This is a genomic window from Pseudoalteromonas sp. DL-6, assembly GCF_004328665.1.
Classification (GTDB): Bacteria; Pseudomonadota; Gammaproteobacteria; order Enterobacterales; family Alteromonadaceae; genus Pseudoalteromonas.
In genome coordinates this window covers 2,316,461-2,329,190 of the sequence record NZ_CP019770.1, presented here as the reverse complement: position 1 = coordinate 2,329,190, position 12,730 = coordinate 2,316,461, and the positions used below count along the sequence as shown (strand labels likewise).

Below are 12,730 nucleotides of genomic sequence, written 5' to 3'. Positions count from 1 at the left end.
GAGAATTATTGTGGCGCAATCTAATCAATCTACAGATCTGGCACTTGCTGATGGCATGATGGAGCAAAGTGAAAACGAAGATCAACAAGAGCAAAAGTCAGGCTATTTCAGCGCCCTTGGCGGTGTTGATGTTTTACGTCAAATTACCCTGATTGTTGCATTGGCCATTTGTTTAGCCATTGCTATTTTCGTTATTATTTGGGCTCGTCAGCCAGATATGCGCCCATTAGGTAAAATGCAAACCCAAGAGTTAATAGAAACACTCGACTTTTTAGATGCGCAAAAAATTGACTACCAGCTTGATGGTAATGTGGTTTCAGTTGATGAAACAGAGTATCAAAATATTAAGTTACTGATGACCCGTGAAGGTTTAGATCAAGGGCCGACATCAGGTAGCGATATTATTATGCAAGATATGGGGTTTGGGGTAAGCCAACGTTTAGAACGTGAGCGCCTTAAACATGGCCGTGAGCAACAACTTGCCCGTACTATAGAAGAGCTAAACAATGTTACTCGCGCCAAGGTGTTGTTAGCTATTCCAAAAGAAAATGTGTTCGCTCGTCGAGAGAAAAAACCTTCTGCAACTGTTGTACTTACGCTTAAGCGTGGTCGCTCACTAGATAGCGAAGAAGTTGACTCAGTAGTTGATATGATTGCTTCTGCGGTACAAGGCCTGGAGCCTTCTCGCGTAACGGTGACCGATCAAAACGGCCGTTTATTAAATTCAGGTTCACAAACCTCTCTGGCTGCACGCTCTCGTAAAGAGTACGACCTAGAGCGCAAACGTGAACAAGAATACCTAGAAAAAATTGACAGCATTTTAATTCCCGTCGTTGGCTTGGGTAATTACACCGCCCAAGTAGATTTAAGCATGGACTTTAGTTCAATAGAAGAAACACAAAAACGCTATAATCCAGATTTACCAGCGGTAAGAAGTGAAACCACTTTTGAAGAAAATAATATAGGTGGTCTAGCGGTAGGTATTCCTGGTGCACTCACTAATCAGCCTCCGGTAAATTCAACGATACCTGAAGATGCGATGGCTGGTGGTGCGGGCACTGCTACGTCACCAAGTCGTACTCACAAAGAAGCTACCCGTAACTATGAACTCGATACCACTATTTCACATAAGCGTCAGCAAACCGGTGTGATCCGCAGAATAAGTGTGTCCGTGGCGGTCGATTACTTACCTACGGTGGGTGAAAATGGTGAAACAACCATGACACCACGCTCGGTAGAAGCTTTGTCAAATATTCGTCGCTTGTTACAAGGTGGCGTAGGCTTTGATATGCAACGTGGCGATGCTCTTGAAGTAGTAACCGTGCCATTTGTTCGTGAAGACTCAGCGCTTGATTTTGAATTGCCTTTATGGGAACAAGACTGGTTTATGAAAATGATGCGCTTAGTATTAGGTGCGCTGGTTATTATTGTACTGATATTAGCCGTTGTTAAACCTATGCTTAAACGCTTAATTTACCCAGATAATACACTTGAAGAATATGATGAAGACTCTCTTAGTTCAGGTGTTGACCTTGGTGACAGCACATTAGATATGCTAAATAATGACTTTGATTCTGCTTCAGTTGGCTTCTCAAGCGATGGTACACTACGCTTACCAGACTTACATGGCGACGAAGACTTATTGAAAGCGGTTCGTGCCCTTGTAGCCAATGAACCAGAACTATCATCACAAGTAGTGAAAGCGTGGTTAACAGAAGATGACTGATCAAGAACAAAAACAACTACCACCGGCGTTTGATGTTGATAAGCTCGATGGTGTAGATAAAGCGGCGATATTATTGCTAAGTTTATCTGAAGAAGATGCAGCGCAAATCCTTAAACACTTAGAGCCAAAACAAGTGCAAAAGGTAGGTATGGCTATGGCGGCAATCGATGATTTGTCGCAAGCTAAAATCAGCGCAGTTCATAATTTGTTTATTGAACAAATTCAGAGCTTTAGTACGATAGGTTTTCAGTCTGAAGATTTTATCAAAAAAGCACTTACTGCTGCATTAGGTGAAGATAAAGCCGCCAGCTTAATAGACCAAATTGTCATGGGCTCAGGCGCTAAAGGGCTTGATTCATTAAAATGGATGGACTCAAAGCAGGTAGCTAACATTATTCGTAATGAGCATCCGCAAATTCAAACAATTGTGCTTTCTTATTTAGAGCCGGAACAATCAGCTGAAATTTTAGCGCAATTTCCTGAAAAAGTGCGCTTAGATTTAACCATGCGTATTGCCAATTTAGAAGAAGTACAACCAGCAGCTTTACAAGAATTAAACGAAATTATGGAAAAACAATTTGCTGGTCAAGCAGGTGCACAAGCTGCGAAGATGGGTGGCTTAAAAGCGGCTGCAGATATTATGAACTACCTCGATACCAATGTTGAAGGGCAGTTAATGGATTCTATCCGTGAGCATGACGAAGAAATGTCGCAACAAATTCAAGACTTAATGTTTGTTTTCGAAAACTTAATGGATGTAGAAGACAGAGGCATCCAAGCAATTTTACGCGAAGTGCCGCAAGATGTACTGATGAAAGCCATTAAAGGTACTGACGAAGCGCTTAAAGAGAAGATCTTGGGTAACATGTCTAAACGTGCCGCTGAAATGCTTGCTGATGACTTAGAGGCTATGGCGCCAGTGCGTATTAGCGAAGTAGAGGCAGCGCAAAAAGAAATACTGTCAACAGCACGTCGTCTATCAGATTCAGGTGAAATTATGCTTGGTGGTGGCGGTGGTGAGGAGTTCTTATAATCTATGAGTAACTCTAAGGGTCGCCCGTTACACGCTGATGAAGCTGATGAGCTATTAAAAAATTGGCCAATTCCTGACGTTGCGCCAGATGAGCGAAGTTTTGGCAATCGCTCGACCGCTTATGGCACGCCATTGGCAGAGCTGTACCATAAAGAAATGGCCAAAGAGCAAGCTGAAGAACCTGAAGAGCAAGAGCTTCCTTCTCTTACTATGGTGGAGCTTGAGCGCATTCGCCAAGACGCGTACGAGGAAGGCCTTAAGCAAGGACACGAGCAAGGCTATATAGATGGCTTTGATAAGGGCGTAACCGAGGGGAAAGAAGCGGGTTACAAAGAAGGTGTTGAACTGGGTAAAACCCAAGGCCAAGAAGACGTTAAGCCTTTAATGGATGAGCAGTTAACCCACTTACGTAGCCTATTAGATAGTTTATCCGATCCACTTAAAAAAGTGGATGAACAGGCAGAAAAGCAGTTAGTACAGTTAGCGACTATGCTCAGTGAAGCCATCATTTATCAAGAGATAAAAACCTCGCCTGATATTATTTTACATACCTTGAAAAAAAGTATTGATGCACTGAATGCAGAACAACAGAAAGTTAAAATTCATCTTCACCCAGAAGACCTAACATTAATAAAAACCAGTTATGGTGAGCAAGCTATTGAAGATAATCATTGGCAGTTAATTCCAGAACCCACATTAGAGCGTGGCGGTTGTGAAGTGAAGACAACACTATCGTCTTTAGATATGACCTTGAAAACTCGTGTCAAAGAAACATTGGATAGTTTTTTGCATAATAGTGGTATCTAACTTTTTATTGGCGTGCAATGTCTGTGAGCGATACTTCATTAAGCGAACGCTTATCTAAATACCAACGACATATTAAAACCCCAGCACCTGCGGTTGCGGGCGTTTTAACCCGTGTGGTTGGTTTAACACTTGAAGCCAAAGGCCTGCGAGCTCCAGTAGGCAGCCAATGTAAAATTGAAACCATGAATGGCTTTGTTGACGCCGAGATTGTTGGTTTTAACGATCAAACCTTATATTTAATGCCTAATGATCATATCTCAGGTGTGCTACCTGGTGCCCGAGTTATTCCTCAAGTTAATGATACTGGTTTACCGGTTGGTATGAGTCTACTTGGCCGGGTTGTCGACGGTTTAGGGCGCCCTTTAGATGGGCTGGGGAAAATAAACGCAGAACACACACTTAAATTCGCTCAAAATGCAATAAACCCACTGGCAAGGCGCCCCATTAGTAAACCTATGGATGTGGGGGTACGGGCTATCAACTCAGTAATTACGGTAGGCCAAGGCCAGCGTATGGGTTTATTTGCAGGCTCCGGTGTGGGTAAATCAGTACTATTGGGCATGATGACTCGAGGCAGTGAAGCCGATGTGATTGTAGTGGGTTTAGTTGGTGAGCGTGGCCGAGAAGTTAAAGAATTTATTGAAGAAATACTAGGTGTTGAAGGACGTAAACGCTCAGTTGTTGTTGCCGCGCCCGCTGATGCTTCACCATTAATGCGATTAAAAGGCTGTGAGAGCGCAGTCACCATTGCAGAGTATTTTCGAGATCAAGGGTTAAACGTTTTGTTACTGCTTGACTCGGTGACGCGTTATGCCATGGCGCAGCGTGAAATAGCACTGGCTGTAGGTGAACCTCCTGCAACCAAAGGTTATCCGCCTTCAGTATTTGCTAAATTACCCGCATTAGTGGAACGTGCCGGTAATGGCGGAGAAGGGCAAGGCTCTATTACTGCCTTTTTTACTGTACTGAGTGAAGGTGATGATATGCAAGACCCAATTGCTGATGCCGCACGTGCCATACTTGATGGGCATATTGTTTTATCGCGTGATTTAGCTGACAGTGGTCATTACCCTGCCATTGACATAGAAAAGTCTATTTCTCGAGTAATGCCACAAGTGGTTTCAGAGCCACATATGCAACAAGCTCGAGTACTTAAACAGGTATATTCTATGTATCAACAGAACAAAGACATGATCACCTTGGGTGCTTATCAAAAAGGCAGTGACCAAATGCTCGATCAGGCAATAAACATGATGCCAAGAGTAAACGCATTTTTACAACAAGGTATGCGCGACGTGATCAGCTATGATGATGGCCTACAAGGGCTCGCTCAATTATTAGGACAAGCATAATGGCAAAAAATAAACTGCATTTGTTGCTCAAGCTTGAAAATGAAAAAGAAGAAACTTTGCGGATGAGCTATTTGCAAGCCAATCAAAACTTGCAGCTAAATCAGCAAAAGCTGCAAGGCTTAAATGACTTTCGACTGGAATATACACAGCAACTGCATATTAAAGGTCAATCGGGCTTATCAAGTGCCGGATTTAGCCAGTATCACGCATTCATAGCCAAGATTGAAGAGGCTACTCGTCAACAAGCGAGTACCGTTAATACCGCAAAACAAGTAGTAAGCCAGCGTAAAACGTTATGGTTAAAACAACAAGTTAAAGCCAAAGCGGTTGCTAAGCTAATTGAAAAGCAACAGTTAAAAGCGGACATGCTGGTGGCTAAGAATGAACAAAAAATGCTAGATGAGTTTTCGTCAAATCAGTTTTATCAAAGGAATAAAGCGCTATAAGGTAGGCATGTTAATTGCTTAGATTCTATAAGAGCAATGTTTGTTAGGATTGTGCGGTGGGCTGTTGCCGCTTTTATTAGGTGATTTATGGCGATGAATGATATTTCAATGTTGGCGGTATCTGAGCAAGACTCATACTTAGTCAAAAAAGACAGTGATAAAGCAAAGCTAGATAGCAGTAATGATGCTGGCTTTTTTGATCAATTAGCCCTTGCTAGTCAAGCTTCTGAAACACAAGGGGCGCAAGCCAAAGCGCCACAAAAACAATCATCAGATGAACCATCCGACTTAAAAGAGCAAACTAACGAAGATAAGCCTTTGAGCGGTGAAGATATGCTGGCGCAAATTAATGCGGCACAGGTATTCGATACCTCAGTAAAAAATCCCCCTCATGGCGGCGCACAGTTAATAGATAAAGACGGTGTCAAAATAAACATCAAGCCTGAAGATAAGCTTGCACCTATTGTTATTAATTTGCCAAGTGATGAAATTGTTGATGACGCTGCCATTTCACAAACACAAAATGTTGTAGGTGTTGAATCAGCGAGCAAAGCTGCAGTGGAGTCTTCACAGCTCGGTACTAAATCGATAGCGACAGCTGGACAATATGAGGCTGTTACAAATGATCTAGCGGTGGCCAAACCATCAGAAAAGCCGACTGATACTACCGGCACGAAAGCATCGATAGATGCGTCTGTTTTGGCGCTGTTATCAAAAGATGATAATGCAATTAAAGCAGATAAACTTTTAGCAAACTTAACGCCTGCTCAACAAGATGAACTAGCCACTGAGCTTGATGCTATCAGTAAGCCCATTAATAAAGACAATATAGCGGATTTAAAGCAGTTACTCAGTAAGTATGTTAGCGAAAGTGAGAAGCCGCAGACTCCTCAGCAGGTCATTAATGCACAAATAAGTACGCTAACTACCCCAGAGAAACAGGCATTGCTCAATCAATTGCGGGGATACATTAAAAGCGAGTCTCTTTCTACTAAAGAACTTACCTCTTTAAAAGGGGTTATCAGTGATTTAGAAACTGCTATTAACGCAGATACTTTGTTTAGTGCCAAAGATAAGCCATTGTTTGCCAATAATACTTTGACACCAGTTGTTACACCTAAAACACAACAAGGTACTGAATCAGCTAATGTAAAACCTGAGCTAAAACCAGAGGGTTCAAAATCGGTAGCCGAAACACCTGAGGAGCTTGCTAAGCAGCTCGATGCGTTACAAAAAGAGAGTATGCGTGCCACTAACGCAGAACAAATGCCACCGCGTGCTGCACAGGTTTTTTCTCAAATCATTAATATATTTGATAAATCGTCGCTTAATACGCTCGCTAAATACGATAATTTAGGCTACGAGCAAGCTATTATTGAAGCGCAAAGTTTACAGGCCGGGCAGTTGCAAAGTACTGCACAAGCTAAACAGGTAAGCATTGATCCTGCTACCTTACAGGCATTAAATATTATTAAAAGTGATGCCGCAAAAATGCTACAAGAGCGCGTTAGCTCAATGTTAAGTATTAATAATAAAGAAGCTGAAATTCGTTTAGACCCGCCAGAAATGGGCAGTATGCAGATTCGTATTCGAAGTGATGCAGAGCAAGCACAAATAAACTTTGTAGTGCAAAATCAGCAAGCCAAAGAAGCATTGGAGCAGTCGCTACCTAGGCTTAGAGAATTATTAATGCAGCAGGGTTTAGAGCTAGGTGAAAGCAGTATTTCTTATGGCGATTCATCGGCAGAACAAAATGAGCAACAAGAAGGTCAGGCACAAGGTCAAATGGCTAATAATCGCTCTTCAGATGAGACAAATAGTGAGCAACCAGATAAGCAAACACATAGTTCTGGACAACAAACGTCATCATCAATAGATTACTATGCCTAAGTCCTGCTATTATAATAGTTAAAACAAGCAAATACCTTTGCGAATAAAGGAAATACAATGGCTGAAGATACTAATTTAGAAATAGAAGAAGTCAGTAAAAATAAAAGCAAACTCATTATAATTATAGCCGCTGTATTAGTTATTGTTGGCGGTGTAGCTGGTTACTTTTTACTATCGGGTACTGATGAACCCATAGAAACTCTAACAGATGATGCTGCTAGTGGGGAAGTAGCTGCTGCACCATCAAGCTCCTCAGCAACGGTAGGCAGTGCGCTATATGTTGCTATGCCAAGACCTTTTATATTTAATGTCCCAGGGGCGAGTCGCGATAGAATTGTACAAATTAAAGTGCAATTACTGGTGCGCGGGGATGGCAATGAAGAAATAGCTAAAAAACACATTCCACTGATTGAAGGCACGCTATTGAGTGTATTCTCAATGACCACCGCAGATGAACTTAGCACTAGTGTGGGCAAAGAAACAGTGCGCTTTACTGCACTTGATAAAGTGCAAGCTGCAATGATGGATGTGGAAGGAAGTAAAGTAATTGAGCGGGTACTGTTTACCGGCTTTGTGATGCAATAAGGGGCCAGTGTGAGCGATTTATTATCCCAAGACGAAATTGATGCGCTATTACATGGTGTTGATGAGGTCGAAGAGGAAGATATACACGACGGTGAAGATGGTGAGGGAAGTACACTACAGTATGACTTCTCTTCGCAAGATCGTATCGTACGTGGTCGCATGCCGACACTTGAAATTGTTAATGAGCGATTTGCGCGTCATATGCGAATTAGCTTATTTAACATGATGCGCCGCACCGCAGAGGTGTCAATTAACGGCGTGCAAATGATCAAGTTTGGTGAGTATATTCACACCTTATTTGTACCAACTAGTTTGAACATGGTGCGTTTTCGTCCACTAAAGGGCACCGGCCTAATTACTATGGAGGCGCGCTTAGTCTTTATATTGGTAGACAACTTCTTTGGTGGCGATGGCCGCTATCATGCCAAAATTGAAGGGCGTGAATTTACCCCAACAGAACGCCGAATCGTGCAAATGCTACTAAAAATAATCTTTGAAGATTACAAAGAAGCATGGGCACCGGTGATGGATGTGTCGTTCGAGTATCTTGATTCTGAGGTGAACCCCGCCATGGCTAACATTGTTAGTCCAACCGAAGTGGTGGTTATAAGCTCTTTTCACATTGAACTTGACGGCGGTGGTGGTGACTTTCATATTGCGCTGCCGTATTCAATGCTCGAACCTATTCGAGAGCTACTGGATGCAGGTGTTCAGTCTGATACTGAAGATACTGATTTACGTTGGAGTAAGGCGCTTCGTGACGAAATAATGGATGTAGAAGTCGACTTATCGACTCAGCTACTTGAAGTTGATTTAAGCTTAAAACAAATTATGGAGCTTAAGGCTGGGGATATTATTCCTGTTGAAATGCCAGAGCATATTACTGTGTTTGTGGAAGAGTTACCTACATTTAGAGCTAAAATGGGTCGTTCACGCGATAACGTTGCGCTACAAATTAGTGAAAAAATTAAACGCCCTGATTCAGTTAAATCTGAGCTGCATGTCTTTACCAAAGGCGGCAAAAAAATTGATTCAGATGCAGAATTAGCAGAACTAGAAGATGATTTACACCTTTCAAACGGTGTAGACTTAGACTGGTAATTGATTAAAAGGTTAAAAGTATGAGCGATGATCAAGATACAATGGACGAATGGGCAGCAGCACTTGCTGAGGCTGAGGGAACTGACGATGATAGTGCAGAGGTTAAAGTAACCGAACTTGATGAGCTGGATGATTCAAAACATGAGCTCAGCGGTGAAGAAAAACGTAAACTCGACACTATTTTAGATATTCCCGTAACTATTTCGATGGAAGTAGGGCGTTCTAAAATTAATATTCGTAATTTACTACAACTTAACCAAGGCTCAGTTGTTGAGCTTGATAGGGTTGCTGGTGAGCCGCTTGATGTATTAGTTAATGGTACATTGATAGCACATGGTGAAGTGGTTGTGGTGAACGATAAGTTTGGTATTCGCTTAACAGATGTAATTAGTCAGGTTGAACGGATCAAAAAATTACGATGATAGCATTACTTGGTTTAAGCAATTCAGTGTTTGCAGCTACCGATGCTGCAACACCCACCACAGACATTATTTCAATGGTGATGTCGTTAGGTGTGGTAGTGGTGTTAATTTTAGTGTTGGCTTTTTTTGTTAAAAAGCTCAATCCAAATTTAACCAACAACGATGAGTTTAAAGTGATCCGTAGTCTTCCTCTAGGATCACGCGAGCGATTAATGGTTGTTGAAATAGATAACGCTCAGCACCTATTAGGGGTGACCCCGCACAGCATTAATTATTTACATAAGCTAGAAACTCCTTTAACGGAAAAAGAGTTACCAGAATTAGCGAAGCGTTTTGGCAAAATGTTGAATCCGCAACTTAATCAAAATAAAAAGAATTAATATTATGATCAAATGGCTGCTTATCATTCTTGCCATCGTGTTCATTCCTGGTGTTAATGCAGAAGGAATTGATGCGCTAACCATAACCACTAATGCTGACGGCACACAAGATTACTCAGTGACGCTTCAAGTATTAGCGATCATGACGGCAATGAGCTTTATTCCAGCAGCCATTATCATGATGACCTCGTTCACTCGAATTATTGTTGTATTGGCTATTTTGCGCCAAGCGATTGGCTTACAGCAAACCCCTTCGAATCAAGTTTTATTAGGTATGTCGCTGTTTTTAAGTATTTTTATTATGGCGCCTATTTATGAGCAAATAAACGAACGTGCAATCGAACCGTACTTAAGTGAGCAGGTAACATCACTAGAGGCACTCGATTTAGCCAAAGAGCCAATGAAAGCCTTTATGCTTTCTCAAGTACGACTCAAAGATTTAGAAACCTTTGCAAAAATAGCTGGGTACGATCAGCTTGATTCACCTGAAGCAACGCCAATGATTGTTCTTATTCCGGCGTTTGTAACCAGTGAGCTACAAACGGCCTTTATTATTGGGTTTATGTTCTTCATTCCCTTTTTGATTGTCGATTTGGTGGTTGCATCGGTGTTGATGGCCATGGGTATGATGATGCTATCCCCCATGATTGTATCGCTACCGTTTAAGATTATGTTGTTTGTATTGGTTGATGGTTGGAGCTTGGTGATGGGTACGCTCGCTAAAAGCTTTGGTTTAGGCACATAGCAGTGCTTTATAAATTGAACCAATCACACTAGGAGTCGCCCATGGAACCTGAAGTATTTGTTGATATTTTAAGTGGAGCCCTGTTTTTAGTGATTAAGCTGGTGTCTGCCATTGTGGTCCCTGGTTTAATTATTGGCTTAGTAGTGGCAGTATTTCAGGCGGCAACCTCAATTAACGAACAAACACTGAGCTTTTTACCGCGTTTATTAATTACCATTGGTGCATTAATTGTGGGTGGACATTGGTTTACTCAAGAGCTGATGGACTTTTTTAATCGCTTAGTACTTCTTATCCCCGAAATTGCAGGTTAACGATGGAGTTTCCATTTTCCGTTGTTATTCAATGGCTAAGTGATTTTTTACTGCCTTTGGTCCGCATAAGCTCAATGATCATGATCATGGCGGGTATTGGCGCCAAAAATGTACCCTCTCGAATTAAAATGGGCTTAGCTGTGGTAGTCACATTTTTAGTAGTGCCTGTTTTACCTCCTGCTACGTTTACTAATTTATTTTCTTTTGAAATGATTTTAGTGGTACTACAACAAATGCTGATTGGTGTCGCGATTGGTTTTGCATCTACACTATTGCTCAATACGTTTGTATTAGCAGGGCAAATTCTTGCTATGCAAACCGGTTTAGGTTTTGCGTCTGTTGTTGACCCCTCAAATGGAATGAGTGTGCCTGCTGTAGGGCAGTTCTACCTCATTTTAGCTACCTTGTTATTTTTTGTATTTAATGGCCACTTAATGATGATTCAAATGGTGGTGCATAGTTTTCAGGTATTGCCAATTGATGGTAATTGGTGGGCGGTTGATCATTATTGGGACATAGTGACATGGGGTGGTTGGATGTTTACTACCGCACTAGTGCTTTCGTTAGCGCCATTAACGGCCATGCTTGTAATTAATATGTCATTTGGCATCATGACCCGTGCTGCCCCGCAGTTAAATATCTTCTCTATAGGCTTTCCGTTTACCTTAGTGGCAGGGCTCGTTATTATTTGGGCTACCCTCGGTAACTTTATCACTCAGTTTGAGTTCCAATGGCTAAAAATGGTTGAGCTGATGTGTACTCTGGTTGGTTGTTCCCCTTAGGAGAGTGTAATGGCTGAAGATTCAGGACAAGAAAAAACCGAAGAACCCACGCCCAAAAAAGTTGATGATGCCAAAAAGAAAGGCCAAATAGCGCGCTCTAAAGAGTTAGGTACTATGTTTGTACTTATTTTTTCTGCTATTTCTTTATTAATGTACGGCCCTGAAATTGGCAAAGGCTTGTACCGTATTATGGGCAGAATGCTGAGCCTTAATCGCAATGAAACCTACGACACCACAAAAATGTTTGCAGTGTGGGGAGAGGTGGCTGACGTACTGTTATTTCCTATGTCGATGTTTGTACTTATTATTGTACTAGCTGCGTTTATTGGTAACACCATGCTTGGCGGCTTTAATTTTAGCTGGCAGGCAGCCGCTCCCAAAGCCAGTAAAATGTCGCCAATGAAAGGTTTTACTCGGATGTTTGGTCCGCAAGCGGCTATTGAATTACTAAAGTCACTATTAAAGTTTGGCTTAGTGGCAACCTTCGCTATCTTTTTAATTAATGTTTATTTTGATGAAATATTACATTTGAGTATAGAAAGCGCGCCGGGCAATATCGTGCATGCTTTAGAAATATTAGCGTGGATGTTTTTAGGGTTATCTTGCACCTTAATTATTATTGCGGCTATTGATGCGCCTTTTCAAAGTTATAGCCATAACAAACAGCTTAAAATGACCCTGCAAGAAGTAAAAGACGAGTATAAAAACTCCGAGGGTGATCCGCAAATCAAAGCGCGTATCAGGCAAACTCAACGTCAAATGTCGCAAAAGAGAATGATGCAGGATGTGCCAGACGCCGATGTTATTGTTACCAACCCTACTCATTACTCAGTCGCTTTAAAATACGACACAGAGCGAGCAGGCGCCCCCATTGTACTAGCCAAAGGCGTTGACGAGCTTGCTATGCAAATTCGTAAAATTGCGTTGGGTAATGAAGTGCCCATTGTTGAGTCGCCTACTTTAACGCGAGCGCTTTATCATACCGCTGAAGTAGGGGAGCAAATTCCCGATCAGCTCTTTACTGCAGTTGCCCAAGTACTTGCCTATGTATTTCAACTTAAACGGTTTAAAAAAGGCCGTGGAAAACGCCCTGTCGCACTTAATAAAAAGCTGCCAATCCCCGATGAATTCAAGTATTAACCGCTAACCA

14 protein-coding genes are annotated in these 12,730 nt (G+C 41.9%); all 14 read left to right on the top strand.

Annotated features, from left to right (window positions below; translation table 11 throughout):
* Positions 1-10 precede the first annotated feature (10 nt).
* Entirely contained in the window at positions 11-1,726 is a 1,716-nt protein-coding gene (gene fliF / locus B1F84_RS10865) for a flagellar basal-body MS-ring/collar protein FliF (RefSeq protein WP_131691404.1), read from the top strand.
* Positions 1,719-2,759, top strand: a complete 1,041-nt coding sequence (fliG, locus tag B1F84_RS10860; protein ID WP_010387902.1) for a flagellar motor switch protein FliG — start codon at positions 1,719-1,721, stop codon at positions 2,757-2,759. The genes fliF and fliG overlap by 8 nt, the downstream gene beginning before the upstream one ends.
* Positions 2,760-2,762: 3 nt before the next feature.
* Positions 2,763-3,566: a flagellar assembly protein FliH gene (fliH, locus tag B1F84_RS10855; protein ID WP_131691403.1), complete on the top strand. Its 804-nt coding sequence runs from the start codon at positions 2,763-2,765 to the stop codon at positions 3,564-3,566.
* A 17-nt stretch (positions 3,567-3,583) separates the two neighbouring features.
* Positions 3,584-4,918, top strand: coding sequence for a flagellar protein export ATPase FliI (fliI, locus tag B1F84_RS10850; protein WP_076918273.1), 1,335 nt, complete (start codon positions 3,584-3,586; stop codon positions 4,916-4,918).
* A complete protein-coding gene (gene fliJ, locus B1F84_RS10845) occupies positions 4,918-5,364 on the top strand; it encodes a flagellar export protein FliJ (protein ID WP_010387909.1) in 447 nt (148 codons plus the stop codon). Before fliI ends, fliJ begins: the two co-directional genes overlap by 1 nt.
* 87 nt (positions 5,365-5,451) lie before the next feature.
* Positions 5,452-7,254, top strand: a complete 1,803-nt coding sequence (locus tag B1F84_RS10840; protein ID WP_131691402.1) for a flagellar hook-length control protein FliK — start codon at positions 5,452-5,454, stop codon at positions 7,252-7,254.
* Between the two features lie 57 nt (positions 7,255-7,311).
* Positions 7,312-7,839, top strand: a complete 528-nt coding sequence (gene fliL / locus B1F84_RS10835) for a flagellar basal body-associated protein FliL (RefSeq protein WP_131691401.1) — start codon at positions 7,312-7,314, stop codon at positions 7,837-7,839.
* Positions 7,840-7,848: 9 nt separating this feature from the next.
* Entirely contained in the window at positions 7,849-8,940 is a 1,092-nt protein-coding gene (fliM, locus tag B1F84_RS10830) for a flagellar motor switch protein FliM (protein ID WP_010387912.1), read from the top strand.
* A 20-nt stretch (positions 8,941-8,960) separates the two neighbouring features.
* The gene (fliN, locus tag B1F84_RS10825; RefSeq protein WP_010387913.1) at positions 8,961-9,362 is read left to right on the top strand and encodes a flagellar motor switch protein FliN; all 402 of its coding nucleotides are present in this window, start codon (positions 8,961-8,963) and stop codon (positions 9,360-9,362) included.
* Positions 9,359-9,742, top strand: coding sequence for a flagellar biosynthetic protein FliO (gene fliO, locus B1F84_RS10820; RefSeq protein ID WP_010387917.1), 384 nt, complete (start codon positions 9,359-9,361; stop codon positions 9,740-9,742). Before fliN ends, fliO begins: the two co-directional genes overlap by 4 nt.
* Positions 9,743-9,746: 4 nt before the next feature.
* Positions 9,747-10,487 (top strand): flagellar type III secretion system pore protein FliP, encoded by a 741-nt coding sequence (gene fliP / locus B1F84_RS10815; RefSeq protein ID WP_131691400.1) that lies wholly within the window; start codon positions 9,747-9,749, stop codon positions 10,485-10,487.
* A 41-nt stretch (positions 10,488-10,528) separates the two neighbouring features.
* A complete protein-coding gene (locus B1F84_RS10810; protein ID WP_008112198.1) occupies positions 10,529-10,798 on the top strand; it encodes a flagellar biosynthetic protein FliQ in 270 nt (89 codons plus the stop codon).
* Positions 10,799-10,800: 2 nt separating this feature from the next.
* Positions 10,801-11,580, top strand: a complete 780-nt coding sequence (fliR, locus tag B1F84_RS10805; protein WP_076918269.1) for a flagellar biosynthetic protein FliR — start codon at positions 10,801-10,803, stop codon at positions 11,578-11,580.
* A 9-nt stretch (positions 11,581-11,589) separates the two neighbouring features.
* Positions 11,590-12,720 carry a flagellar biosynthesis protein FlhB gene (gene flhB, locus B1F84_RS10800; protein WP_076918268.1) on the top strand — a complete coding sequence of 377 codons (1,131 nt, stop codon included), beginning with the start codon at positions 11,590-11,592 and terminating at the stop codon, positions 12,718-12,720.
* Positions 12,721-12,730: the final 10 nt, after the last annotated feature.

What these genes read in the sequence shown, in the direction of transcription:
- fliH (WP_131691403.1), top strand. Translation starts at nt 2,763, where the DNA reads ATGAGTAACTCTAAGGGTCGCCCGTTACACGCTGATGAAGCTGATGAG.
- fliG (WP_010387902.1), top strand. Translation starts at nt 1,719, where the DNA reads ATGACTGATCAAGAACAAAAACAACTACCACCGGCGTTTGATGTTGAT.
- flhB (WP_076918268.1), top strand. Translation starts at nt 11,590, where the DNA reads ATGGCTGAAGATTCAGGACAAGAAAAAACCGAAGAACCCACGCCCAAA.
- B1F84_RS10840 (WP_131691402.1), top strand. Translation starts at nt 5,452, where the DNA reads ATGGCGATGAATGATATTTCAATGTTGGCGGTATCTGAGCAAGACTCA.
- fliJ (WP_010387909.1), top strand. Translation starts at nt 4,918, where the DNA reads ATGGCAAAAAATAAACTGCATTTGTTGCTCAAGCTTGAAAATGAAAAA.
- fliR (WP_076918269.1), top strand. Translation starts at nt 10,801, where the DNA reads ATGGAGTTTCCATTTTCCGTTGTTATTCAATGGCTAAGTGATTTTTTA.
- B1F84_RS10810 (WP_008112198.1), top strand. Translation starts at nt 10,529, where the DNA reads ATGGAACCTGAAGTATTTGTTGATATTTTAAGTGGAGCCCTGTTTTTA.
- fliI (WP_076918273.1), top strand. Translation starts at nt 3,584, where the DNA reads ATGTCTGTGAGCGATACTTCATTAAGCGAACGCTTATCTAAATACCAA.
- fliN (WP_010387913.1), top strand. Translation starts at nt 8,961, where the DNA reads ATGAGCGATGATCAAGATACAATGGACGAATGGGCAGCAGCACTTGCT.
- fliP (WP_131691400.1), top strand. Translation starts at nt 9,747, where the DNA reads ATGATCAAATGGCTGCTTATCATTCTTGCCATCGTGTTCATTCCTGGT.
- fliL (WP_131691401.1), top strand. Translation starts at nt 7,312, where the DNA reads ATGGCTGAAGATACTAATTTAGAAATAGAAGAAGTCAGTAAAAATAAA.
- fliO (WP_010387917.1), top strand. Translation starts at nt 9,359, where the DNA reads ATGATAGCATTACTTGGTTTAAGCAATTCAGTGTTTGCAGCTACCGAT.